Here is a 22180-nt window from a genome sequence, read left to right on the forward strand (position 1 = left end):
ACCACCCACGACAAGCTGCCCATCCGCATGCTGCACGACCGCGTGCTCGTGAAGTCCGACTCGCCCGAGGGCGAGCGGCGCTCGGGCGGCGGGATCCTCATCCCGGCGACCGCTGCCATGGGCAAGCGGCTGGCCTGGGCCGAGGTGGTGGCGGTCGGGCAGAGCGTGCGCAGCGTGGAGCCGGGTGACCGGGTGCTGTACGACCCGGAGGACCGGGCGGAGGTCGAGGTGCGGGGTGCGACGTACGTGCTGATGCGCGAGCGGGACCTGCACGCGGTGGCGTCGGAGCGCCTGGAGGGGTCGAAGGACTCCACGGGCCTCTACCTCTGATCGGTTTCTTTCGTCTGGCTTGTTCTCGTTTTCGTTCGCGGTCGTGCCGCGGTCGGCCGCTGGGCCGGTGACCTCGGTCACCGGCCCTTTTGTCGTGCTGGCGCTTTGCTACGGTGGGGTGGACCGCCCCGACGAGACGCGCCGTACCGGGTTGACGACAAGACGACGCACCCCCGTTTCCGTTCTCGTTTTCGGAGGTGCCGTCATGGCCTGGGTTCTTCTTCTCGTCGCCGGTCTGCTCGAGGTCGGCTGGTCGGTCGGCATGAAGTTCAGCGACGGGTTCACGCGGCTGTGGCCGAGCGTGTTCACGGGTGCGGGGATCGTCGCGAGCATGGTGCTGTTGTCGTACGCGGCGAGGACGCTGCCGATCGGGACGGCGTACGGGGTGTGGGTGGGCATCGGTGCGGCCGGGGCCGCGGTGCTCGGGATGGTCGTGCTGGGTGAGCCGGTCACCGCGTCCCGGGTGTTCTTCATCGTGCTGCTGCTGGTGGCCGTGGTGGGGCTGAAGGCGACGTCCGGGCACTGACCGGGTGTCGTTCGTCGTTCCGGGTTTCGTCACTCCAGGTATTCGGAGGGCGGGCGGGTACGGGTGCGCAGGGGCGGGCCGCCGCCCGTGCCGCCGAGGGCGCCGGTGGTACCGCTGCTGGTGCCGCCGCCCGTGCCGCCGCCGGTGGTCCGGCCGCCGGTTTCCTGGCCGCCCTGCTGCTGTCCCTCGGTCCGGTCCTGGTCCTGGTTCTGGTTCTGGTCCTGGTTCTGGCCTCCTCGGTCTTGGTCGCCCTGGTCCTGGCCTTCGTTCTGGCCCTGGTCCTGCCCGTCCCGGGGTCCGGTCGGCCGGCCGGGGCGTTCCGGCGGAAGCGGCGTGCCCGGGGTGGTCTCGCCGGGTTCTTGCGGGGTCTGCGGGGCGAAGGGCGGCGGGGTGGCGGCCGCGCCGGGCTGGAGTTCGAGGTCGAAGTCGACGGGGTCGGTCGCCTCCAGGGCCGTCTTCGTGTACTGGGCCCAGATCCGGGCGGGGTAGCCGCCGCCTCCGATGCGGGCCTGGCCGAGTGCCCCGTACAGGGATTCGGGGGTGCCGGTGTCGGGGTCCTGGCCCATCATCGCCACGACCGTGACGAGGTTGGGGGTGTACGCGGCGAACCAGGCGGCGCGGTCGAGTTCGGCGGTGCCGGTCTTGCCGGCGGACGGGTGGCCGGCGGCGAGGGCGGCGGTGCCGGTGCCGTTGTCGACGACGCCGATCAGGACGGAGGTGGTGGTGTCGGCGGACTCGCGGCTGACGGCCTGGCGCGGGGTGCGGTCGGGGAGCGGGACGGTGTCGTCCCCCTTGGTGATCTTCTCGACGAAGGTGTACGGGGTGTACTGCCCGTGGTCGGCGAGGGTGGCGTACGCCTGGGTCATGTCGAGGACGCTGGCCTGCATGGTGCCGAGGGCCATGGCCGGGGTGGCGGTGAAGTTGGGGGTGTTCGCGGGGATGCCGAGGGCGATCGCGGTCCGTTTGACCTTGGCGGTGCCGACGTCGACGACCATCTGCGCGAAGACGGTGTTGACGGAGAGGTCGGTGGCGGTGGTGACGGGGATGAGGCCGTAGCTGATCTGGCCCTCGTTCTCGGGTGCGTAGGAGATGCGGGTGCCGACGACGCGGCGCCTGTTGTCGCCGTTGTAGAGGGTGGCGGGGGTGATCAGGCGGCCGTCCTGGGTGCGGGAGTCGTTCTCGACGGCGGAGGCGAAGACGAACGGCTTGAAGGTGGAGGCGACCTGGTAGTCGTGTCGGGTCGCGTTGTTGACGTACTGCTTGGTGTAGTCGATGCCGCCGTACATGGCGACGACCTTGCCGGTGGCCGGGTCGATGGAGGTGCCGCCGGCGCGGACGAAGCGGTCCACGGGGCGCTGTTCGGGGTCGAGTTTGCTGACCATCTGGTCGTCTACGGCGTCGACGAGGTCGGTCTGGCGGCGGCGGTCGATGGTGGTGGTGATGCGGTAGCCGCCCTCGGCGAGGGTGTTCTCGTCGAGGATCTTGTGTTCGGTGATGTAGTCCTTGACGGCTTCGACGAGGTAGCCGCGTTGGCCGGAGAGGCCGGGGGCCGCGCGGACCTTGCCGGGTTCGGGGAAGCGGATGGTGGCGCGTTCGGTGTCGGTGAGCCAGTCCTTCTTGAGCATGCCGTCGAGGACGTAGTTCCAGCGGGCGAGGGCTCGGTCGCGGCTGCCGGGGTGGGTGACGACGTCGAAGGTGCTGGGGGAGTTGAGGAGGGTGGCGAGGTAGGCGCCCTCGGCGGTGGTGAGCCGGCCGACGTCCTTGCCGTAGTAGGCCTGGGCGGCCGCTTGGATGCCGTAGGCGTTGCGGCCGAAGTAGCTGGTGTTGAGGTAGCCCTCCAGGATGTAGTCCTTCGACTTCTCGCGGCCCAGTTTGATCGCGATGAAGAACTCCTTGACCTTGCGCTTGATGGTCTGTTCCTGGCCGAGGTAGTAGTTCTTGACGTACTGCTGGGTGATGGTGGAGCCGGACTGTTTGCCCTTGCCGGTGAGGGTGTTCCAGGCGGCGCGGACCATCGCCTTGGGGTCGACGGCCCGCTCGGAGTAGAAGTCGCGGTCCTCGGCGGCGAGTACGGCTTCCTGCACCGTTCGGGGGATCTGGGAGAGCGGGACGTTGACGCGGTTGACCTCGCCGTCGTGGGCGAGTTGGGAGCCGTCGGAGTAGAGGTAGACGTTGGACTGGGCGGTGGCCGCGGCGTTGGCGGGTGGGATGTCGACGAGCAGGTAGCCGGCGATGAGGGCGCCGCCGAGGAGCAGGAGCAGCAGCAGGACGCAGCCCAGGACCACGCGCCAGGTGGGGACCAGGCGGCGCCATCCGGTGCGCGGGCGCTTCGGTTCGGGGGCGGGGTGCTGTCCGGCGGGCTGTCTGCGGGAGGCGTCCGGGTCGTGAGGGGTCCAGCCAGGGGGTGGTGACTGGTCGCTCATGGCCGGGGCTCCTCGAAGGTGTTCGAAATATCCGGATCTGTACTCCATGCTGTCTACCCGATGGCTGCTCGTTCCGCGTCGAACGGGCGTAACGCGGGTGCAAATCGGTCGCACGGATCGCTCCTCCGCACTAAGCTCGCGCGTCTTTGGCCTGGGCAGGCACGGACGACGTGGGAACGACGCGGGAAATCGGAGGGATACGGTGCGCCAGCGGGCGGTGGGTCGGGCCGGCGGTCGGGCGGCTGGGCGGGTGCGGCTCTATCTGGCCGTTGCGGCCGGGGGGTTGAGGCGGTACGCCACCTACGGAACGGCGACGGCGGCGGGGGTCTTCACCAACACCGTCTTCGGGTTCATCCTCGCGTACACGTACCTCGCGCTGTGGGACGAGCGTCCGGGCCTCGGCGGTTACGACCAGGCGCAGGCCCTGACCTTCGTATGGGTGAGCCAGGCGATGTTGGCCGCGGCGGCGTTGATCGGCGGCGGTTTCCAGGAGGAGCTCCAGGAGCGGATCCGGACCGGGGACATCGCGGTCGACCTGTACCGGCCGGCGGACCTGCAGTTGTGGTGGCTCGCCGCCGACCTGGGGCGGGCCGCGTTCCAGTTGGTGGCGCGCGGGGCGGTGCCGCTGGTGGCCGGGGCGCTGGCCTTCGAGTTGGCGCTGCCCGCGGATCCGCTGCGCTGGCTGCTGTTCCTGGTGTCGGTGTTGCTCGGGCTGGTGGTGAGCTTCGCGCTGCGGTACCTGCTGGGGCTCGCGGCGTTCTGGCTGATGGACGGCTCCGGGGTCAACCTGATGGCGACGGTCGCCTCGGTCTTCTTCTCGGGGATGCTGCTGCCGCTGACGGTGTTCCCGGGCGGCTTCGGGGAGTTGGTGCGGGTGCTGCCGTGGTCGGCGATGCTCCAGGTGCCGATGGACGTACTGCTGGGCCGGGATGCGGGGGCCGCGGGGGTGGCGCGGGCGCTGGCCTTCCAGGCGGGGTGGGTCGTGGTGCTGCTGGGGCTGGGGCGGCTGGTGCAGTCGGCCGCGACACGGAAGGTGGTGGTGCAGGGTGGCTGAGGAGGTCCGCGCGGTACGGGGGTTCGAGGGCGCCGGCGGGTTCCCGGGCACTGCCGGGTTCCGGGGCGCTGCGGGGTTCCCGGGGGCGTGGGGCGGGCGTGCGCTGGAGGGGCTGCGCGGCTACGGGCTGATCGCCGCGATGTGGATCCGGTCGACGATGGCGTACCGGGCGTCGTTCGTGCTCTCTACGGTCGGGAACGCGGCGATCACGCTGCTCGATTTCGTCGCGATCTTCCTGATGTTCTCGCACGTCGACGCCCTGGGCGGATTCACCCTGCCCGAGATCGCGCTGCTGTACGGGGCCTCCTCGGCCTCGCTCGGGCTCGCCGACCTGCTGCTCGGCACCACCGAACGGATCGGGCTGCGGATCCGCGACGGTTCGCTCGACACGATGCTGGTGCGGCCGGTGCCGGTGCTCGCCCAGGTGGCGGCGGACCGGTTCGCGCTGCGCCGGCTGGGGCGGGTCGTGCAGGGGCTGGGGGTGATGGCCTGGGGGGTGGCGGTGCTGGACGTGCAGTGGACGCTCGCCAAGGCCCTGCTGCTGCCCGTGATGGTCGTGGCCGGGGCGGCGATCTTCGGGGCGGTGATGGTGGCCGGGGCCGCGTTCCAGTTCGTCGCCGGGGACGCGGCGGAGGTGCAGAACTCGTTCACGTACGGCGGCAACACGATGCTCCAGTACCCGCCGACCGTCTTCGCGAAGGACCTGCTGCGCGGGGTCACGTTCCTCGTACCGCTCGCCTTCGTCAACTGGCTGCCCGCGCTGTACGTGCTGGGGCGGCCGGATCCGCTGGGGCTGCCCGGGTGGCTGGCGTTCATGAGCCCGGTGGTGGCGTTCGTGGTGTTCGTGCCCGCGTCGCTGGCCTGGCGCGCGGGCCTTCGCATGTATCGGAGCACGGGGAGTTGAGGCGTGGTGGGTAGTGAGGGCAGGGGCATGGGTGCGGGTGCGGGTGCGGGTGTGGATGTGGGTGGGGACGTCGTGCGCGGGGAGGTGCTGATCGAGCTGGACGGGGTCGAGAAGGTCTTCGACGTCCGGCGTCGGGCCGGCCTGGTGCGGCGGGAGAAACGCCAGGTCAGGGCCGTGGACGGGATCAGCTTCCAGGTGGCGCGGGGCGAGGTGGTCGGCTACATCGGACCCAACGGCGCCGGGAAGTCGACCACGATCAAGATGCTGACCGGCATCCTGAACCCGAGCGGGGGCCGCCTGAGGGTCGCCGGCATCGACCCGGCGCGGGAGCGGATGCGGCTGGCGCACCGCATCGGGGTGGTGTTCGGGCAGCGCACCACCCTGTGGTGGGACCTGCCGCTGAAGGACTCGTACGGGCTGGTGCGGCGGCTGTACCGGATTCCGCGGGCCCGCTTCGAGGAGAACCTGGAGCGCTGCGTGGACCGGCTGGACCTGGGCGCGCTGCTGGACGTACCGGTGCGGCAGCTGTCGCTGGGGCAACGGATGCGCGGGGACATCGCGGCGGCGCTGCTGCACGATCCCGACGTGCTGTACCTGGACGAGCCGACCATCGGGCTCGACGTGGTGAGCAAGGCGAAGGTACGGGGCTTCCTGCGGCAGCTGAACCGGGAGCTCGGCACGACGGTGCTGCTCACCACCCACGACCTCCAGGACATCGAGCAGTTGTGCGAGCGGGTGATGGTCATCGACCAGGGGCGGCTGATGTACGACGGGGCGCTGGCCGGGCTGTACGCGGCGGGGTCGGTGGGGGAGAGCGAGCGGATGCTCGTGCTGGACCTGGAGCGGGAGCTTCCGGCGATCAGCGTGTCGGGGGCGCGGGTGGTGAAGGTGGAGGGGCCGCGGCAGTGGCTGGCCTTCCCGGCCGGGGCCTCGGCGGCGCCGCTGGTGGCGGAGGTGGCGGCCAGGTACCCGCTGTCGGACCTGTCGGTCCGGGAGCCGGACATCGAGGACGTGATCGCGCGGATGTACGCGGGACGGGGCTGAGGGGAGCGGCCTGCGGGGGTGTGGGCAGGGGCGGAACGGGGGCGGGCGGATGCGGGCGGGTGCGCGGGGGGTGGCTCGTCCGGGACCTCTAGGGGGTGCGGGCCAGGGACGAGTCAGGGGCGGATCAGGGGACAAGACGGGGGTCCGGGCCGTACAACTCCCGGGCCCCGCTGCATAGGCTGGACCCCATGACTGACGAGGGGCCGCAGAAGGCGTTGCCGGAACTGAGGGCGTCGGATGCCGACCGGGAGCGGGTGGTGGAGCGGCTGCGCGACGCCGTCGCCGAGGGACGGCTCGACATGGACGAATTCGAGGAGCGGCTGGAGGCGGCGTACACCTCGCGTACCTACGCCGAGCTGGAGCCGCTGACCCGGGACCTGCCGGCGCCCGGCGGTGCCCCGGCGGGAGTGCCGTTCCCGGCGGCGGGGACGGGGGCCGACGGTTCCTGGGCGGCGCGGGTCGGCGTCGGGAGGCCCGCGGGGACGTCCGGCACGGCCGTGGCCGTGATGTCCGGGTTCGACCGCAAGGGCAACTGGACCGTGCCCCCGCGCTTCGACGCCGTGGCGTTCTGGGGCGGCGGCCAGCTCGACCTGCGCGAGGCGTACTTCGCGGAGCGCGAGGTCGTGATCAACTGCGTCGCGATCATGGGAGGTGTCGAGATCATCGTCCCGCCGGACGTGGAGCTCGACGTACGGGGCGTCGGCATCATGGGCGGCTTCGACCAGAAGGGCGCCGCGGGCCCGCCGGCGCCGGGCGCCCCGCGGGTGGTCGTGACGGGCCTCGCCTTCTGGGGCGGGGTGGAGGTCAAGGTCAAGCCGCCGAAGACGCCCAAGCTGCCGAACGGCCAGCAGGGCCAGCAGGGCCTGGGCGGCCCGAGCCTCCGCAAGGAGCTGTGAGGGCCCGGGTACGGGGTTCGGGGCCCGGGTCAGTGGCCTGGGTCCGGGGCCGGGGTACGTGGCCCGGGGCCGGTGGGTCGAGGGGGCCGGGGGCTTGAGGGCCTGGAAGCCTGAGGGTCCGAGTGCCTGAGGGGCGGAGGGTCCGCGAGTCCGCGGGTCCGAGGGCTTCAAGGACGGCGCGCCGGGCGCGCCGGGAACTCCTGGGGATCGCGGGGAGTCGGATGCTATGCAGACAAAACCGGCGCCCGGGGGAAGGTAGAAGCACGTGAACGACCACACCGCACCCGAAGGCGACACCCCCGAGGGCCCGGACCCGGGCCACGGGCGGGGGTCGGAATCAGGCCCCGGAGCACGGGCCGGGACCGGAGCCGGGGCCGGGGCGGGACCGGGACCCGGGGCCGGGGCGGGACCCGGGGCCGGCGCGGCGCTGGCCGTGGCCGGCGGCGGCACGGGCACGGGCACGGGCGCGGGCCCGGGCACCGGCCCGCGGAGCGGGGGCCGGTCGGACCGCACCCCCACCCGCAGCGGCTTCGTGTTCAGCGAGGCGGACGAGGAGCGCCGCCGCGGCGTGCGCCGGATGAAGGTCACCGCCACCGGCCTGCTGCTCCTGGTGGCGCTGGTGTACGTCCTCACCACCTGGGTGGAGCACACCGGCGCCGGCGCGTGGGTCGGCTACGTCCGGGCCGCCGCGGAGGCGGGCATGGTCGGCGCGCTCGCGGACTGGTTCGCGGTGACGGCGCTCTTCCGCCACCCGCTCGGCCTGCCCATCCCGCACACCGCGATCATCCCGACCAAGAAGAACCAGCTCGGTGCCACGCTCGGCGACTTCGTCGGCGAGAACTTCCTCGCCCCGGACGTGGTCCGCACCCGCCTGCACGCCCTCGGCATCGGCCGCCGGCTCGGGGTCTGGCTGGCCGAGCCCGCGCACGCGGACCGGGTCACCGCCGAGCTCGCCACGGCGTTGCGCGGGGCCCTGACCGTACTGCGCGACTCCGACGTCCAGGCCGTCGTCGGGGAGGCCATCACGCGTCGCGCGGAGTCCGCCGAGATCGCGCCGGGCATCGGCAAGACCCTGGAGCGGGTCGTCGCGGACGGCGGGCACCACAGGGTCGTCGACCTGGTGTGCGCCAAGGCGCGCGACTGGCTGGTGACGCACGGGGACTCGGTGATGGGCGCCGTCCAGGGCGGTGCACCGGGCTGGACCCCGCGCTTCGTGGACCGCAAGGTCGGCGAGCGCGTGTACAAGGAGCTGCTGCGCTTCCTCACGGAGATGCGGGACATGCCGCAGCACCCGGCGCGCGGGGCGGTGGACCGCTTCCTGACGGACTTCGCGGCCGACCTCCAGGCGGACACGGACACCCGGGCCAGGGTGGAACGGCTCAAGACCGAGATCCTGGAGCGGGAGGAGATCCAGGACGTGATCGCCTCCGCGTGGACGGCGATCAGGTCGCTGATCCTGGCGGCCGCGGAGGACGAACGGAGCGAGCTGCGGTTGCGGGTACGGGCCTCGCTGCTGTCGCTGGGGACGAGGCTGGCCACGGACCAGCGGGTGCAGGACAAGGTGGAGGGGTGGATGGAGGGCGCGGTGGTGTACGTGGTGACCACCTACCGGGCCGAGATCACCTCGCTGATCACCGAGACGGTGGCCGGGTGGGACGCGGAGCAGACGACCCGCAAGATCGAGGCCCACATCGGCCGCGACCTCCAGTTCATCCGCATCAACGGCACGGTGGTCGGCGCCCTGGCCGGCCTCATGATCCACACCGTGTCCCGAGCCTTCGGCGCGTGACCCGGGGGCGCGGGCGCCGGCGCCCCCGGCGACGCTTGGCCGCCGGCGCCGCGCCGCGCCGACGGTGGTGTGCCGTGCCGCGCCGTGCCCGCCGCGCTGGGTACCGGTACCGAGGACGGCCCTGGCCCCCCGGTAGCTGAGTACGCGGGCTTCTCCGCCGCCCTCCGGGTCTGCCGCTACCGCACCGCCGAGGTGTCGGGCGTGCGAGCTCCGAGCGTGCCGGGCGGTCGCCGAGGGGAACGGACGCGGTGGTGGCGTGGCTCCCGTGCCGCAACGGGTCCTGGGGAGCGGCGCGGGCGTGGTCCCGCCCCGGCACCCGTGGCCTCGGCCGCGCCGGGGCGTGGCCTCGGCCGGCCGTGGCCCTGGCCGGCCGTGGGGTGGGCGGGGCGGCCCCGGTCGGTCAGCCGCGGTCGGCCACGGCCCAGGCGGTGGTGGCCACGACCGCGGTCGCGCCGAGAACGGCCGGCCACGCCCCGACCTTCTTCGCCAGCGGGTGCGCGCCCGCGAAGCCGGCCAGGTACAGCGCCCCGAGCCCGGCCGCTGCGGGGACGCCGCCGCGCCGGTGCCACTCGCGCCCGGCCGCGATCCCGGCCGCGCCCAGGACGACACCGCCCAGCGGACGCTTCTTGGTCCACCGGGCGACGGCGTAACCGCCGACCAGTCCGACGGCCGCCACTGCGGAACTCGGTACCCGCGCCATTCCCAACTCCCTCGTCAGTTCGTCGAATCCGTGTATCGGTGCGTGCGTGTGTGTGCGCGTGCGTGTGCCTTCGCTTGTGCGTGCGCATGCCGTATGGCCCGCGGCTCGGGCCGCGGGCCTGCGCCCGGTCCGATCCGCACTGCACCACAGCACACCACACCGCACCGCAGGGCCCCCGTACGCACGCGTACGTACGCGCGGCGAGCCCGTCTACGAGGCTAACGCGGCCGCTTCGGTACCCGGCGGGCGGCAGCCAGCGCCCCGAGCACGAGCACGGCCCCGCCGATCACCGCATCCGGTACGGCCTCCTGCACGGCACGCGGCAGCAGTGCGACCACACCCAGAACGAGGAGGAAGGCGAGGGCGCACCGGCCGGCCGCCCGAAGCAGTCTGTCCACGGGCTGCTCAACGCGGCTGCACGGTCCGCGACACGCGCGCGGGGGAGGGATTTGTCGCACACTCGCCGGATCCGTGCGGTACGCGCCCTGCGGTCCCGGACGGGCATACAGTCGCCGTCCCACCCCAATCGGGACGAAGAGAGAGGTGCGGACATCGTGATCTGCTACGGAGCTGCCGTCCTCGACCTCGCGGACGAACTCGTCGACGCCTACGCCGAGGTGTTCTCGGCACCGCCGTGGAACGAGGGTGCGGAAACCATTCGCCAGTTCGCGGCCCGGCTGCAGTCCGACAGCCGGCGCCCCGGCTTCCGCACGGCGATCGCCCAGTCCGCCGTGGGCGTCGACGGCTTCGCCACGGCCCGGCTCACCCCGGCCGACTTCCCCTCCGACCGCGGATACGCCCAGGTCGCCGCACAGCTCGGCCCGGACCGGGTGCGGGACCTCCTCGCGGGTGCGTTGGAGATCGACGAGCTCGCCGTACGCCCGTACGCGCGCGGCCGCGGCACCGGCCGGGCCCTGCTCGCCGAGGTCACCGCCGACGCGCCGGACCGGCGGGCGTGGCTGCTGACCTCCCGCCTGGCGGCGGACACGGTGGCCACCTACCGCCGCCTGGGCTGGCACGAGGTCCCCGCCCTGCCGACCGCCCACACCACCGCTGTGATCGTCTTCCTCTCCCCGGACCACCCGGGCCGCTGACCGGCCGGGACGCTGACCGGGGCCGGCTGACCGGGGCCGGCCGCGTGGGGCTGGCCGCGTCGGGCCAGGGTAGGCCGGTCTGGGCAGGGTGGGGCTCGTCGGGTCGGGCGTGGCCGCGGCGAGCTGCGCCCGGGGTCGCAGTGGCCCGGGGCGCAGCTCGCCGGGTTGCGGCGGCCCGGCGGGGACGGGCCTGGCGGGGCCGGTCGGCCTTCGGCACGCCGGGCCGGGCTGAACTGCGTCGGGCCGGTTGGGGCGGGGCCGGGCGAGCCGGGGAGGGGCAGAGGGGTCGGTCAGGGGTCCCGGGGCTGTGGGGCGGGCATACCGCCGGCATGATCACACCGAAGCCCCCGCCCCGGTTCCGCAGGCAGCTCAACCTCGCCACCCGCCACCAGCTCACCGCCTCCGGCGTCCCGGACGGCACCGTCACCTCCCGCACCCGCCCCGGAGGCCCCTGGCAGCGGTTACTGCCGCGCGTGTACCTCCTCCAGACCGGCCCCCCTGACCACCGCCAGCGCGCCCTCGCCGCCGTCCTGTACGCCGCCGAGCCCGCCGCGGACCCGCTCTCCGGCGCGACGGCCGCCCTCACCGGCGGCGCCGCCCTGGCCCTGCTCGGCATCCGCGACGCCCCCTGGACCCCGGCCGACGTCCTGGTCCGCGCCCCGCGCAAGCCGGCCGCCACCGCCGAGGTGCGGCCCGTACCGACGACCCGTTGGCCCCGGACGATCACGGTGGCGGGCATCCCCTCCACCCGCCCCGTCCGCGCGGCGGCCGACTTCGCCTCGCGCGCCACCGACCCCGACCGGGTCCGCGCGATCCTGGCCCACGTCGTCCAGTCCGGCTGGTGCCACCCGCACGACCTGTACGCCGAACTCCGCACCGCCCGCCTCCTGCGCCGCCCGGCCATCCGCGCCGCGGCCGCGGAACTCGTGGCCGGGGTCCGCTCCCCGGCCGAGGCCCGTGCCCGCGACGCCCTCACCGCGACGGACCTCCCGACCCCCCTGTGGAACGCCCGCCTCTACACCCCGGACGGCGCCTTCCTGGCCAGCCCCGACGCGTACTGGCCCGACGAGGGCGTCGCCCTGGAGATCGACTCGGCCGAGTACCACTACACCCGCGACGCCTGGCAGGCCACCCTCCGCCGCCGGCTCCGCCTGGAGGCCCACGGCATCCTGGTGGTCAGCGCGACCCCGTCGATGATCCGCGACACCCCCGACGAGGTCACCAGGGCCCTCCGCGCCCTCCTGACCCTCACTTCCACCCGCCCCACCCCGCCGAGGGCGGTGGCCCGCGGCCACCAACAACTCGAACTGCCGCTCCGCTGCTGAGCAAGCTGAGCGGGCTGAGCAGGTAGGGGCCACCGCGGCCGGGGTCACGCCGCGGCCGGTCGGCCGTGGCACTCCGCGTAGGGCTTGGTCGAGGTGCACCAGCAGGGGGCGTTCGGGGACGGGGGCCACGGTGTGGCCTTGCCGCGGGCGGCCAGGGTCGTCGCGTACTCCGGGAGGAGGGACGGGGACGCCGGGGAGGTCTTCTCCGACGCGGCGAACGCCTCGTACGAGGGGACGCTGGCGGTGACGATGCCGAGGTTGGTCGTGCCCGAGGCGGCCAGGGCGCGCAGCGACGTCTCGATCTGGGCGAGGTGTGCCTCGTGCGAGGGGTACTCCGCCGCCAGGGTCGGGTAGCTCGTCAGGAGCTCGGCCAGCTCCCGCTGCGGCCAGTGCAGGATCGCCACCGGGAAGGGGCGGGACAGGGCGGCGCGTCGGTCGCCCAGCTCCGCGCGGAGCCGGGCGATCTCGGCCCGGAGCTCGGCCGGGTCGTCGGAGCCCAGGGCCCAGATGCGCTTCGGGTCGTGCAGCTCGTCCAGCGGGATCGGGCCGGTGTGACGGGTGTCGGCGACCATGTCCCAGTCGTCGTGCGGGAGCCCCAGCAGGCGGCGTACCCGGTGGCGGCCCGTGAGGAGCGCGGTGGTGGCCGGGGTCAGCGGTGCGGCGTCCGAGATGAGGAGGGTGGCCGCCTGGGTGAAGCACTCCTGCGAGTCGGCGAGCTCGTCGTGGGCCTCCAGGGCCTCCGCGATGACCTCCCATGGGGCGGGGTCCGAGGGGGCTGCGGCCCGGATGCCCTGGATGAGGGCGCGGGCCTCGGGCTCGTGCCCGTACTCCCACAGGTTCGCGGCCTGCAACGCCTTGATCAGGTGGACGTTGGCCGGTTTGCCGGCGAGGAGTTGGTCGTAGAGCGCGCTCGCCCGCTCTCGTGCGTCGGCCAGTTCGAGATGGGCCGCGGCCTGGAGCAGCAGCGGCTCCTGGTCCTCGGGGTAGCGGGTCGCCGTGCGGATCAGGCGCTCGGCTTCGGCGATGTGCTCGGCAGGCGTGTCGGGGCGCATGGTTCACACCGTACTGCCGCTGGTCTGTTGGCGGGGGAGGTCTTAAGGTGCGCCCCGTGCGGGATCACATGCGTGTGGTGGTGCACGGCCGCGGAGCGGGGTCCTCCCGGGCCGGTTTGCGGGGGTTGCGCGGGGTGCGTGGCTTGTTGTGGGTGGCCGCCGAACTGACCGTCACGGTGGGTGTGGTGGTGCTGCTGTTCGTCGTGCACCAGGTGTGGTGGACCAACCGGCTGGTCGCCGCCTCGGCCCAGCGGCAGGTCGCGGCGCTGGAGAGGGGGTGGGGCGGGATCGGGGGTGGGCCCGGTCCCGCCCCTGGGGAGCTCGGAGGTTCCTCGCCCGCGCCTGCGGCTACGCCTGCGCCTGCGCCGGAACCTGTGCCTTTGCCTGTGCCGGCTGCATCGGGTTCGTCGGCGGGTGGTGGGGGGTCGGGGCCGGTCTCTGCGTACGGTGTGCTGCGGATTCCCCGGCTCGGTGTCGTCGCGCCGATTGCGCAGGGGGTCGACAAGCGGTCCGTGCTCGACAAGGGGTACGCCGGTCACTACCCCGGGACCGCCCAGCCGGGCGCGGAGGGCAACTTCGCGCTGGCCGGGCACCGCAACACCCACGGGGAACCGTTCCGGTACATCAACCGGCTGCGGGTCGGGGACGAGTTGGTCGTCGAGGTGCGGGGGCGCACGTTCACGTACACCGTGCGCAGGACGCTGGCCGAGACGAGCGAGCGCGACGTCGGGGTGATCGCACCAGTACCGCGGAGCACGGTCAGGCCGGAGTTCGGGTTCGGCGAACCCGGGGCCTACATCACGCTCACCACCTGCACGCCCGAGTTCTCCTCCAAGTACCGGCTCGTGGTGTGGGGGACGCTGGTCCGTTAAGTGGCCTGGCCGGCGGGGGTGTTGTCGGTGGGGGCGGTTAGTATCGGGGTGCGTGCGTGCGTGCGCGTGTGCGCGGGTCGTGGAGGTGAGCGACCGCGGGAAGGCGAGAGGGGGTGGGTCGGGTCGTGGACGAGCAAGGTGGCGAGCGCCGGGTGTCCTTGCGGTCTTTCCGGGTTTCCAGGCATCTGCGGTCTTCCCGGTCTCCCTGGTCTTCCCGGTCTTTCCCGTCTCTCGGGGCTCGATGGTCCGGCTCTCTCGTCGGGGCCGCCGCTTCGCGGCTGGCGCCGCTGCTGCTGCTCGCGGGAGCCCTGTGGCTGTTCGCCGGGGAGAACGGGCCGGGCGCCGTCATGGTCGCCCTCGCCGCCACCGCCGCCGCCGTCACCGTAGGGGTTGCGGCCCTGGTGGCGCGTCTCGTGCGGCCCGTGCCGCCGCACCGCATACGTACCGCGATCCGTGATCGCGAGCGTCGTACGGCGTTCCTGCCACAGCGTGATCCCGACGCCTCGGGCCGGTCACGGCCCAGGGCGCCCGGCCGTCTCGTCCTGACGGCCGCGTAGGGACGCGCAGCGCCGCTGCCTACCCTTTCTGCTTTCTACTCCGCCCACGTTGCCCGTGCTGCCTGCCGTGTCGGGCGCGGGTCGGGCTTTGCCGTGCGTCCCTCGCGGGTCGTCGCGCCGAAATGCATGCCTGTTTTTCGACGTTCGACGAGACCCCTCGGAGGGCCCGCGTGTCCGTTTTCGCTGATCTTGTTGTCGAGCTGGGCCGGCTCCTGGAGCCGGCACTGTCCGGGTCCGCGACCGCTGCGGCGATCGTGCTGTTCACCGTGCTCGTACGGCTCGCCCTGCACCCGCTGAACCGTGCCGCCTTCAAGGGCGCCACGCCCGTGGCCGGATGCTTGCCGATGCTGTTGCAGGCGCCGGTGTTCATCCTCATGTACCGGGCCTTCACCACGCCCGGTGAGCTGCTGGACCACCGGCTGTTCGCGGCCCCGCTGAGCGCGCGGTGGGGTGACGCGCTCGGAGCCGGGGGCGTGCTCGGGGCGCAGGGACTGGTGTTCCTGGCGCTGTTCGCGGTCATAGCCGTGGTGGCCGCGTTGAGTGCGGTGCGGGCGCGGCGGACGGCTGCGTTGGTGGGGGGTGCTTCTGCCGCTGCCTCTACTTCTGCTTCCGCCTCCGCCTCTGCTGCTTCCGGTCCGGGTGCTGGTGCCCGTGCCGGTTCGGCGGCGGGGGTTGAGCTGAGTGCGCAGCAACGGGAGATGTTGCGTCGGGTGGGCGGCGTACTGCCGCTGCTGTCGTTCGGGACGCTGATCACCGCCGCCGTGGTGCCGCTGGCCGCCGGGCTGTACCTCGCGACCACCACCGCCTGGTCGGTGGCCGAGCAGGCGTGGCTCCGGTACCGCAAGGAGCGGCGCGAGGTGGTGGGCGGGGCGTAGGGCGCCGCGGAGTGTGGTCCCCGGGGCGCGTGGCCCCGGGGGGATGGTTCCGGCCGGGTGTTCCAGCCTGTGAACAGGGTCTTGCGGATTGTTCGAGGGTCTTGGAGGATCAGCCAATCCTCCGATGGCCGCACCCATCGTCCGGCCCGGGGCACGCCCGTGGGCCGACCACCCTCGACCACGGGAGAATGCCCATGAAGCTGCTGCGAGTCGGACCGGTCGGGGCGGAGCGCCCCGCACTGCTCGACGAGGCCGGGTCGCTGCGCGATCTGTCCGGCCTGGTCACGGAGGTGGACGGCGCCCTGCTCGCCGACGACCCCGTGCTGTCCCGGGTCCGGGAGGCTGCGGCGTCCGGGGCGCTCCCGGTCCTGGAGGCGGAGGGGCTGCGGATCGGTGCGCCGGTCGGCCGCATCGGCAAGGTCGTGGGCATCGGGCTGAACTACTTCGAGCACGCCGCCGAGATCGGTGCCGAGCCGCCCGCCGAGCCGATCCTGTTCCTCAAGGCCGCGGACACGGTGGTCGGGCCGGATGACACCGTCCTGATCCCGCGCGGCAGCGTGAAGACCGACTGGGAGGCCGAGCTCGGCGTCGTCATCGGCAGCACGGCCCGCTACCTGGCCTCCGCCGAGGAGGCACTCGCCCACGTGGGCGGGTACGTGCTGGTGAACGACGTCTCGGAGCGGGAGTTCCAGATCGAGCGCGGCGGCACCTGGGACAAGGGCAAGAACTGCGAGACCTTCACCCCGCTCGGCCCGTGGCTGGTGACCGCCGACGAGATCCAGGACCCGCAGGCGCTGGACGTCAGGCTGTGGGTCAACGGGGAGCTCAAGCAGGACGGCAACACGGCCGACCAGATCTTCCCCGTCGGCGAGGTCGTGCGCTACCTGAGCCAGCTCATGACCCTCTACCCCGGCGACGTCATCGTCACCGGTACGCCGGCCGGTGTCGCCATGGGTCAGCCGGAGCCGAAGCCGTACCTGCGGGCCGGTGATGTCGTGGAGCTGGAGATCGGGCTGCTGGGGCGGCAGCGGCAGGTGTTCAAGAGCGCCTAGCGTTTGGTGCTGGTGCTGGTGCTGGTGCTGGTGCTGGTGCTGGTGCTGGTGCTGGTGCTGGTGCTGGCCCGGTTGCTTTGGGTTCGGCCGCAGGGGGTGGGTGGGCTTGTGCCGTCCACCCCGCTGCGGCCGTGTCGTTGGTCAGCGCTTGGTCGCCATGCGCCGGCGGTGGCCCGCGTAGAGCAGGCCCGCGCCCGCACCCAGGGCGGCTGCGCCCGCGCCCGCCGCCACGGCGAGCTGCGCGTTGGCGCCCGTGCTGGCCAGTGGGCCGGAGCTGCCGGGCGGGGTCGCCTTGGTGCTGCTTCCGGCGCCGGTGCCGGTGCCGGAAGCGGAGCCGTTGTCCGAGGCGGACTTGGCGGCGGAGTCCTTGCTGCCGCTCTTGTCGCCGCCCTCGCCCTCGTCCTTGCCGCCCTGGTCGCCCGCCTTGTCCTTGGCGCGCGCGGCGTGCTGACCGTTCTTGAGGAACTCGACGCGGTCGGCGGGCGTTCCCTTGAGGGCGGCGAGAGCGGCCTTCTTCAGCTCCGGTCCGGCGCCCTTCAGCATGGCCGAGATGAGGGCGGAGTTGTCGTTGTCGCGCAGCTCGTGCTGCGTCGTCGTCACGAACGTACGCAGCTCGGCGGGGGTCGGGTTCTTCTCCAGGAGCTTGGTGATCCCTTCCTTGAGGCCCGGCCCGGCGTCCTTCAACATGCCGAGCAGTGCGACCCGGTCGTCCTCGGCGCGGGCCTTGTGCTGCCCGTTCTGGACGAACTCGCGCACCTCGTCGCGCGTGCCGCTGCTCAGCAGCTTGTTCACCGCCTCCGTGACCGCCTTGCCGGCGCCGGGGAGCATGCGCGCCAGCTCCGCCTTGTCGTCCTCGAAGCGGGCGACGTGCTGACCGTTGCGCAGGAACTCGGTGAGCGCCTCGCGCGTGCCGATGGCCATGGCGGCGTCGCCGGCCTTCCGTACGGCCGGACCGCCGGCCTCGGTGATACGGGCGACCAGTACGCGGTCGTCCGACAGCTGCTGCTTGGCCCACTCGACGTCGAGGAACTTCCGCATGTCCTCGGCCGTCCCCTTGAGTGCCTTCTCGGCTGCCTCGCGGACACCCGGCCCGGTCGCCGGGTCGGCCAGGATCGCCTGGATGGCGGCCCGGTCCTTGGCGGCCTGCGGGTCCTCACCCGGCTTGTCCTGCTGCTGCCCGCTCCCGCCGACGGGGTCCTTGTCGAGGACGGCCTGAGCGGCTGCCGGCTTGCCGACCGCCACGGCGGTGAAGGCTTCGGCGGCGAAGGCCGGCGAGGCCAGCAGGACGGCCGGGGCGATCGCGGCCGTGACGACGGCCGAGGCGATCCGGAGCAGCTTCACGAGGCGGGTCCATCCTTCACGAGCGAACGAGTGTGCTGATCGTCAGATTGTGAAGGATAGATCGTTTGTTCCGGGTGTCGTGGCTGTGAGCCGTTTCTATTACCGTCCTGTGGCTCGGAGACGACGATGGGCCGGCCGGCTGGGTTTTTCTCAGAGGTCGACGGTGACGCCGTCGCGGGACGAGACGCGTGCGGCCTCCAGCACTGCCAGGCACTGCGCCGCCTCGTGCGCGGTGACCGGAGCCTGCCCGCCGCCGCGCAGTGCGGCCGCCACGGCCGCGTAGTAAGCCGGGTAGTCGCCCGGCTGGGTGGGTACGGGGGTCCCGCCGCCCGTCAGCGGGGACTCGCCGGAGCCCAGGCGGCCCCACATGTGCTCCGGCTCCTCGCCCCACGGCGTGCCGTCGCCGCCCGGCCGGTGCCCCTCGCGCAGCGCGGCCTCCTGCGGGTCGAGGCCGTACTTCACGTAGCCGGCGCGGGAGCCGAGGACGCGGAAGCGGGGGCCGAGCTGGGCGGTGGTGGCGCTGACGTAGAGGTGGGAGCGGACGCCGTTCGCGTGCGTGATGGCGATGAAGGTGTCGTCGTCCGTCTCGGCGCCCGGGCGGCGCACGTCGGTCTCCGCGTACACGCGTACGGCAGGGCCGAAGAGCACGAGCGCCTGGTCCACGACGTGGCTGCCGAGGTCGTACAGCAGGCCGCCGATCTCCTCAGGGGCGCCGGACTCGCGCCAGCCGCCCTTGAGCTGCGGGCGCCACCGCTCGAAGCGGGACTCGAAGCGCTGGACGTCGCCGAGTTCGCCGGCGGAGAGGAGGCGGCGGAGGGTGAGGAAGTCGTTGTCCCAGCGGCGGTTCTGGAAGACCGAGAGGAACGTTCCGGTCCGGTCGGCGAGCTCCGCGAGCTCGCGGGCCTCGGCGGCGGTCGCGGCGAGGGGCTTGTCCACGACGACCGGGATGCCGGCCTTCAGGGCGGCCGTGGCCAGGGGGACGTGCGTCTTGTTCGGGGAGGCGATGACGACCAGGTCCAGGGCGACCTCCGGGTCCCGGACCCACACGTCTTCCGGTGACGCGGTGATGCGGACGTCCGGGTAGGCCTCGCGGGCCTGGGCCTGGCGGCCGGGGTCGGAGGTGACGACGGTGTCGAGGACGAGGCCGTCGGCGGCGGCGACCAGGGGGGCGTGGAAGACCGATCCGGCGAGGCCGTAGCCGATCACGGCTACGCGGAGGGGGTGGGCGGGGGTGTGGGCGTGGGTGGGGGTGGGCTTGGGGGGTGTGGGGGGTGTGGGGGGTGTGGGGTTCATGGGGATAACTTTGGCAACAGTGTTGCTTAAGTGCAAGGACGGGGGAGAATGGGTGGGTGGAATCTGAGTGGGAGTCGGGTGGCGGGGGTACGGCTCGGGTCGGCGCCGGCGGCGTGAACCTGCCCGCCCTGCGCGGGCACAACGATGCCCTCGTGCTCGCCCTGTTGCGCGGAGCCGGGGCCGCGGGCCTCGGGCGCGCCGACCTCGCCGCCCGTACGGGACTCACCCCGCAGGCCGTCAGCAAGATCACGGCGCGGCTGCGGGCCGAGGGACTCGTCGCCGAGGCCGGCCGGGGCGCGTCCACCGGCGGCAAACCGCGGACCCTGCTGCGGCTGGCGGCAGGGGCCCGGTACGCGGTGGGCGTGCACGCGGACCGCGATGAGCTGCGGGCGGTACGGGTCGACCTGGCGGGCCGGGTCGTGGACCGGTGCAGTGGCCCCCTGGACTTCGGGGCCGGTCCGGATGCGGTGGTGGAGGCGGTCGTGCGGGCGGTCGGGCTGGTGCGCGGCCGGCTGCCGGAGCTGCTCGGGGTGGGGGTCGCCGCGCCGGGGCCGCTGGACTGGCGGGCCGGGGTCATGGGACGGGTGACCGGACATCCGGAGTGGGAGGGGTTCCCGCTGCGCCGGGCGGTGGTGGACGGGCTGGGGCCCGACGCGCCGCCGGTGGTGGTGGACAAGGACACCAACGCGGGAGCTGCGGGGGCGGGTCCGGGGCTGGGCAACGCCGGCTCCGGGGCCTCCCTGTACCTGCATCTGGGCAGCGGCCTCGGCGCGGGGCTGCGGCTCGACGGCGAGGTGTACCGCGGGGCGCGCTCGGCGGCGGGGGAGTTCGGGCACCAGGTGCTGAGCCTGGACGGGCCGCCCTGCCGGTGCGGGGGGAGGGGCTGCGCCGAGGTGCTGTGCCTGGCCGCGGTGGCCCGCGGGGACCTGCCGGGGGCGGCCCGGATCCTGGGCGAGGGTGCCGCCAACGTGGTGGCGCTGCTCGACGCGGACCGGGTGTGGCTCGGGGGACGCGTGGTGGATTCCGCCCCGGAGGTGTTCACGGCGGGAGTCCGCCGGGTCCTCCAGGTGCGCAGCCTCGGCGGCACCGCACCGGAGGTCGGCGTAGCCGCGGGCGGTGTGGCCGAGGGCGCGGCGGAGCTGGCGTTGGCGCCGTTCTTCGGGGGTGGGGTGCGTGTGGGGGCGTGGGGGTGAGGGCTGAGGGGTGGGGGACCGCGGGTGGGAGGGTGGCTGCATAAGGGGGCGCGGTGGCCGGGGTCCCCTTGGTCGGGGTGCCGAAGCCGCGGGGTGTTTCCCGGCCGCCCATCGTCCTTCCGGGGTGGGCCGGTCCCTCAAGGGCGCTCCTGCGTCGCGTCGCTGCGCGAGGGCCTTCGGCCCCCCTTGACCGACCGGCCCACCCCGGAATGCCGAAGAGCTGCCGGGAAACACCGGAGGAACGGGCCGGAGCACACGAGTCGGATGCGGCCCCGTCGGAGGCGCGACGGGCGGGTTGCCGCTGGTGGGGGACCCGCTCCCGGGGCTTCGCCGGGGGAGGGGGAGGCGGGGCCGGCGCGGCTGTCGTGGGTGTCTGGGCCGATCAGGCGTAATCGGGTCGGACTCGGGCGCGGCTGGGGCGGGGGTGTCGCGCGCGCGTGGCAGGGTGCGGGCAGGCCGTGGTGATTGTCGCCTCGTCCGACCGTCAGTCCGTCCGGCGAGCAGCGAAGCGAAGGTCTGCCATGCGGAAGAGGTCTGCCATGCGACTGCGCAAAGTCCTTGCTCTCTCCGCCGCCCTGGTTGCCGTCGCCGCACCGACCGCGGGTGCCGACGTCGGTACCGGTGGTGGTGCCCGGCCCGCGCCCGCGCTGCCGTCGCGGGCTCATGCGACGTGTGGGGACGGGAAGAGCAGCGCCTTTCCGATCGGGGCCCGGATCCGTGGTGGTCCGGCCGTGTACCGGACCGGCGGCGGGGCGCAGAGTTGGTTCCTCGATCTGACGAACACCACTGGTGGTGAGTGCACCGCCATCCATCCCGTGGTGGTGTTCACGGACGAGGCGCGGGTGCTGCGTCCGGAGCACCTGCGGATGGAGTTCGAGGCTCCCGGCGGGACGTTCCCGGTGAGTCTGGAGCGGAGCGACCGGGACGAGATCATTGCCGTTTTCGACGGCGGGTCCGCGTTTCCCGGGTTCGCCGTGGGGGGCGGCGGGTCGCTGACCGTGCGGGTGTACCTGGAGTTCGCGCCGGACGCCCCTGCCGGGGAGGTGGTGGTCGACGCGGCCCTCGTGCAGCGTCGGGCCGATGACGGCGACTGGGTCGGTGAGGCCGGCGGGTACCGGTTCTCCGTCGAGCGGCCGCACGGTGAGGCGGTGGAGGCCGGGGCCCTCGCGGACAGCGGGGAGCGGGTGTACGGGGGTGCGGTGGCTGTTGCGGCGGTGGTGTTGGGCGGGGGGTTGGTGTTCGCCGGGCGTCGGTTGAGGAGGGTGAGGGGGGCCGCGTGAGGGGTGGGCGGGTGCGGACACTCCGGTTGCGTACAGTCCGAGGGTGGAAGAACACCGTCCTGGCTCGCCCGTGCGTTCCGGTATTCCGGAGCACGGCCGCATCCCCAAGGGGCGGATCCGGCGCTCCGGCCGCGGGACCGTCGTGGCCGGGCCCAAGCTCGAACAGCCGCTGTCGTTGGCGAGTTACACCAAGGGCGTACGGCGTCAGGGCCGGAGGCCCGGCCGAAACCTGATCGGGCTCGAACAGTTCGCCTGTCCTCCCGATCTGGCTCCCGGTATCGGCGCCGCGGCTGGACAGTGATTTCCGACCGGACTCGTCGGCGGGATCGCCTTCGGGGACGCCGAGGAGAAGGTGGAGACGGTGCTCGCCACGCCGCGCGAGGCGCTGTTGATCGGTACGCCGCCCGCGCTGCCGATGCTGCTGATCCACCGGTTCTCCAGGGACCAGGACGGGCGGCCGTTGGAGCGGGTGCGTTCGCTCTACCGCGGTGACCGGTTCAGTTTCACGACGCGTCTGCGCGCTTGAGGGGAGGCAGGTGCCCGCCTTCGGTCACGGGAAAGTAACGGGTCTGGTCCACAT

Annotated in this window: 21 protein-coding genes, 1 pseudogene and 1 riboswitch; of the genes and pseudogenes, 16 read left to right on the forward strand and 6 right to left on the reverse strand. The window is 73.4% G+C overall.

Annotation, left to right across the window (positions count from 1 at the left end; translation table 11 throughout):
- Nucleotides 1-27 precede the first annotated feature (27 nt).
- Together ACSHWO_RS21475 and ACSHWO_RS21480 are read left to right on the forward strand one after the other, a co-directional pair.
- A complete protein-coding gene (locus tag ACSHWO_RS21475; RefSeq protein WP_385849228.1) occupies nt 28-330 on the forward strand; it encodes a GroES family chaperonin in 303 nt (100 codons plus the stop codon).
- A 107-nt stretch (nt 331-437) separates the two neighbouring features.
- Nucleotides 438-502, forward strand: a riboswitch (guanidine-III (ykkC-III) riboswitch).
- A 33-nt stretch (nt 503-535) separates the two neighbouring features.
- Entirely contained in the window at nt 536-856 is a 321-nt protein-coding gene (locus ACSHWO_RS21480; protein WP_361084578.1) for a DMT family transporter, read from the forward strand.
- 29 nt (nt 857-885) lie between these two features.
- Here the strand turns inward: ACSHWO_RS21480 and ACSHWO_RS21485 are convergent, their stop codons facing one another.
- The gene (locus ACSHWO_RS21485) at nt 886-3279 is read right to left on the reverse strand and encodes a transglycosylase domain-containing protein (protein ID WP_438313903.1); all 2394 of its coding nucleotides are present in this window, start codon (nt 3277-3279) and stop codon (nt 886-888) included.
- 250 nt (nt 3280-3529) lie between these two features.
- Here ACSHWO_RS21485 and ACSHWO_RS21490 point away from each other — a divergent pair, with 250 nt between their 5' ends.
- From ACSHWO_RS21490 to ACSHWO_RS21510, 5 genes are all read left to right on the forward strand, one after another.
- Nucleotides 3530-4333, forward strand: coding sequence for an ABC transporter permease (locus ACSHWO_RS21490; RefSeq protein WP_361084572.1), 804 nt, complete (start codon nt 3530-3532; stop codon nt 4331-4333).
- Complete coding sequence (locus ACSHWO_RS21495) at nt 4326-5237, forward strand: ABC transporter permease (RefSeq protein ID WP_385849208.1); 912 nt, start codon at nt 4326-4328, stop codon at nt 5235-5237. The genes ACSHWO_RS21490 and ACSHWO_RS21495 overlap by 8 nt, the downstream gene beginning before the upstream one ends.
- A 27-nt stretch (nt 5238-5264) precedes the next feature.
- On the forward strand, nt 5265-6281 hold the full coding sequence (locus tag ACSHWO_RS21500; protein WP_438319201.1) for an ABC transporter ATP-binding protein: 1017 nt from the start codon (nt 5265-5267) through the stop codon (nt 6279-6281).
- A gap of 188 nt (nt 6282-6469) precedes the next feature.
- Complete coding sequence (locus tag ACSHWO_RS21505; RefSeq protein WP_438313908.1) at nt 6470-7177, forward strand: DUF1707 SHOCT-like domain-containing protein; 708 nt, start codon at nt 6470-6472, stop codon at nt 7175-7177.
- 433 nt (nt 7178-7610) lie between these two features.
- Nucleotides 7611-8966 carry a DUF445 domain-containing protein gene (locus ACSHWO_RS21510; RefSeq protein WP_438319203.1) on the forward strand — a complete coding sequence of 452 codons (1356 nt, stop codon included), beginning with the start codon at nt 7611-7613 and terminating at the stop codon, nt 8964-8966.
- Between the two features lie 400 nt (nt 8967-9366).
- Here the strand turns inward: ACSHWO_RS21510 and ACSHWO_RS21515 are convergent, their stop codons facing one another.
- Both ACSHWO_RS21515 and ACSHWO_RS21520 read right to left on the reverse strand, forming a co-directional pair.
- Nucleotides 9367-9666, reverse strand: a complete 300-nt coding sequence (locus ACSHWO_RS21515) for a hypothetical protein (RefSeq protein WP_404237495.1) — start codon at nt 9664-9666, stop codon at nt 9367-9369.
- A gap of 218 nt (nt 9667-9884) precedes the next feature.
- A complete protein-coding gene (locus ACSHWO_RS21520) occupies nt 9885-10064 on the reverse strand; it encodes a hypothetical protein (protein WP_360637662.1) in 180 nt (59 codons plus the stop codon).
- Nucleotides 10065-10220: 156 nt separating this feature from the next.
- Here ACSHWO_RS21520 and ACSHWO_RS21525 point away from each other — a divergent pair, with 156 nt between their 5' ends.
- Nucleotides 10221-10760 carry a GNAT family N-acetyltransferase gene (locus tag ACSHWO_RS21525; protein ID WP_438313912.1) on the forward strand — a complete coding sequence of 180 codons (540 nt, stop codon included), beginning with the start codon at nt 10221-10223 and terminating at the stop codon, nt 10758-10760.
- 329 nt (nt 10761-11089) lie between these two features.
- Nucleotides 11090-12085 (forward strand): hypothetical protein, encoded by a 996-nt coding sequence (locus tag ACSHWO_RS21530; RefSeq protein ID WP_438313915.1) that lies wholly within the window; start codon nt 11090-11092, stop codon nt 12083-12085.
- Between the two features lie 44 nt (nt 12086-12129).
- On the opposite strand, the gene ACSHWO_RS21535 is transcribed toward ACSHWO_RS21530, so the two are convergent.
- Nucleotides 12130-13137 carry an SEC-C metal-binding domain-containing protein gene (locus tag ACSHWO_RS21535; RefSeq protein WP_438313918.1) on the reverse strand — a complete coding sequence of 336 codons (1008 nt, stop codon included), beginning with the start codon at nt 13135-13137 and terminating at the stop codon, nt 12130-12132.
- 68 nt (nt 13138-13205) lie between these two features.
- Here ACSHWO_RS21535 and ACSHWO_RS21540 point away from each other — a divergent pair, with 68 nt between their 5' ends.
- From ACSHWO_RS21540 to ACSHWO_RS21555, 4 genes are all read left to right on the forward strand, one after another.
- Nucleotides 13206-14009 carry a class E sortase gene (locus ACSHWO_RS21540; RefSeq protein ID WP_438319205.1) on the forward strand — a complete coding sequence of 268 codons (804 nt, stop codon included), beginning with the start codon at nt 13206-13208 and terminating at the stop codon, nt 14007-14009.
- 278 nt (nt 14010-14287) lie between these two features.
- The gene (locus tag ACSHWO_RS21545; protein WP_438319207.1) at nt 14288-14566 is read left to right on the forward strand and encodes a DUF6412 domain-containing protein; all 279 of its coding nucleotides are present in this window, start codon (nt 14288-14290) and stop codon (nt 14564-14566) included.
- A 170-nt stretch (nt 14567-14736) separates the two neighbouring features.
- Nucleotides 14737-15441 (forward strand): YidC/Oxa1 family membrane protein insertase, encoded by a 705-nt coding sequence (locus tag ACSHWO_RS21550; protein ID WP_438313921.1) that lies wholly within the window; start codon nt 14737-14739, stop codon nt 15439-15441.
- A gap of 194 nt (nt 15442-15635) precedes the next feature.
- The gene (locus tag ACSHWO_RS21555; protein WP_438313923.1) at nt 15636-16493 is read left to right on the forward strand and encodes a fumarylacetoacetate hydrolase family protein; all 858 of its coding nucleotides are present in this window, start codon (nt 15636-15638) and stop codon (nt 16491-16493) included.
- A gap of 141 nt (nt 16494-16634) precedes the next feature.
- Here ACSHWO_RS21555 and ACSHWO_RS21560 read toward each other — a convergent pair whose 3' ends face one another.
- Together ACSHWO_RS21560 and ACSHWO_RS21565 are read right to left on the reverse strand one after the other, a co-directional pair.
- Complete coding sequence (locus ACSHWO_RS21560; protein WP_438313926.1) at nt 16635-17834, reverse strand: ALF repeat-containing protein; 1200 nt, start codon at nt 17832-17834, stop codon at nt 16635-16637.
- A gap of 150 nt (nt 17835-17984) precedes the next feature.
- Nucleotides 17985-19127 (reverse strand): Gfo/Idh/MocA family oxidoreductase, encoded by a 1143-nt coding sequence (locus ACSHWO_RS21565; RefSeq protein ID WP_438313929.1) that lies wholly within the window; start codon nt 19125-19127, stop codon nt 17985-17987.
- Between the two features lie 56 nt (nt 19128-19183).
- Here ACSHWO_RS21565 and ACSHWO_RS21570 point away from each other — a divergent pair, with 56 nt between their 5' ends.
- The 3 genes and pseudogenes from ACSHWO_RS21570 (at nt 19184) to ACSHWO_RS21580 (ending at nt 22126) form a co-directional block, all read left to right on the forward strand.
- Nucleotides 19184-20320, forward strand: a complete 1137-nt coding sequence (locus tag ACSHWO_RS21570) for an ROK family transcriptional regulator (protein WP_438313932.1) — start codon at nt 19184-19186, stop codon at nt 20318-20320.
- A gap of 539 nt (nt 20321-20859) precedes the next feature.
- Nucleotides 20860-21600 (forward strand): hypothetical protein, encoded by a 741-nt coding sequence (locus ACSHWO_RS21575; RefSeq protein WP_385848693.1) that lies wholly within the window; start codon nt 20860-20862, stop codon nt 21598-21600.
- A gap of 43 nt (nt 21601-21643) precedes the next feature.
- A pseudogene (locus ACSHWO_RS21580) lies at nt 21644-22126 on the forward strand (GntR family transcriptional regulator).
- Nucleotides 22127-22180 lie beyond the last annotated feature (54 nt).

This window comes from Streptomyces pallidus (ex Mingjun et al. 2026), from assembly GCF_051550185.1.
Lineage (GTDB): Bacteria > Actinomycetota > Actinomycetes > Streptomycetales > Streptomycetaceae > Streptomyces.

What these genes read in the sequence shown, in the direction of transcription:
- ACSHWO_RS21475 (WP_385849228.1), top strand. Translation starts at nt 28, where the DNA reads ATGCTGCACGACCGCGTGCTCGTGAAGTCCGACTCGCCCGAGGGCGAG.
- ACSHWO_RS21480 (WP_361084578.1), top strand. Translation starts at nt 536, where the DNA reads ATGGCCTGGGTTCTTCTTCTCGTCGCCGGTCTGCTCGAGGTCGGCTGG.
- ACSHWO_RS21485 (WP_438313903.1), bottom strand. Translation starts at nt 3,279, where the DNA reads ATGAGCGACCAGTCACCACCCCCTGGCTGGACCCCTCACGACCCGGAC.
- ACSHWO_RS21500 (WP_438319201.1), top strand. Translation starts at nt 5,265, where the DNA reads ATGGGTGCGGGTGCGGGTGCGGGTGTGGATGTGGGTGGGGACGTCGTG.
- ACSHWO_RS21505 (WP_438313908.1), top strand. Translation starts at nt 6,470, where the DNA reads ATGACTGACGAGGGGCCGCAGAAGGCGTTGCCGGAACTGAGGGCGTCG.
- ACSHWO_RS21515 (WP_404237495.1), bottom strand. Translation starts at nt 9,666, where the DNA reads ATGGCGCGGGTACCGAGTTCCGCAGTGGCGGCCGTCGGACTGGTCGGC.
- ACSHWO_RS21530 (WP_438313915.1), top strand. Translation starts at nt 11,090, where the DNA reads ATGATCACACCGAAGCCCCCGCCCCGGTTCCGCAGGCAGCTCAACCTC.
- ACSHWO_RS21535 (WP_438313918.1), bottom strand. Translation starts at nt 13,137, where the DNA reads ATGCGCCCCGACACGCCTGCCGAGCACATCGCCGAAGCCGAGCGCCTG.
- ACSHWO_RS21540 (WP_438319205.1), top strand. Translation starts at nt 13,206, where the DNA reads ATGCGTGTGGTGGTGCACGGCCGCGGAGCGGGGTCCTCCCGGGCCGGT.
- ACSHWO_RS21555 (WP_438313923.1), top strand. Translation starts at nt 15,636, where the DNA reads ATGAAGCTGCTGCGAGTCGGACCGGTCGGGGCGGAGCGCCCCGCACTG.
- ACSHWO_RS21565 (WP_438313929.1), bottom strand. Translation starts at nt 19,127, where the DNA reads ATGAACCCCACACCCCCCACACCCCCCACACCCCCCAAGCCCACCCCC.
- ACSHWO_RS21575 (WP_385848693.1), top strand. Translation starts at nt 20,860, where the DNA reads ATGCGACTGCGCAAAGTCCTTGCTCTCTCCGCCGCCCTGGTTGCCGTC.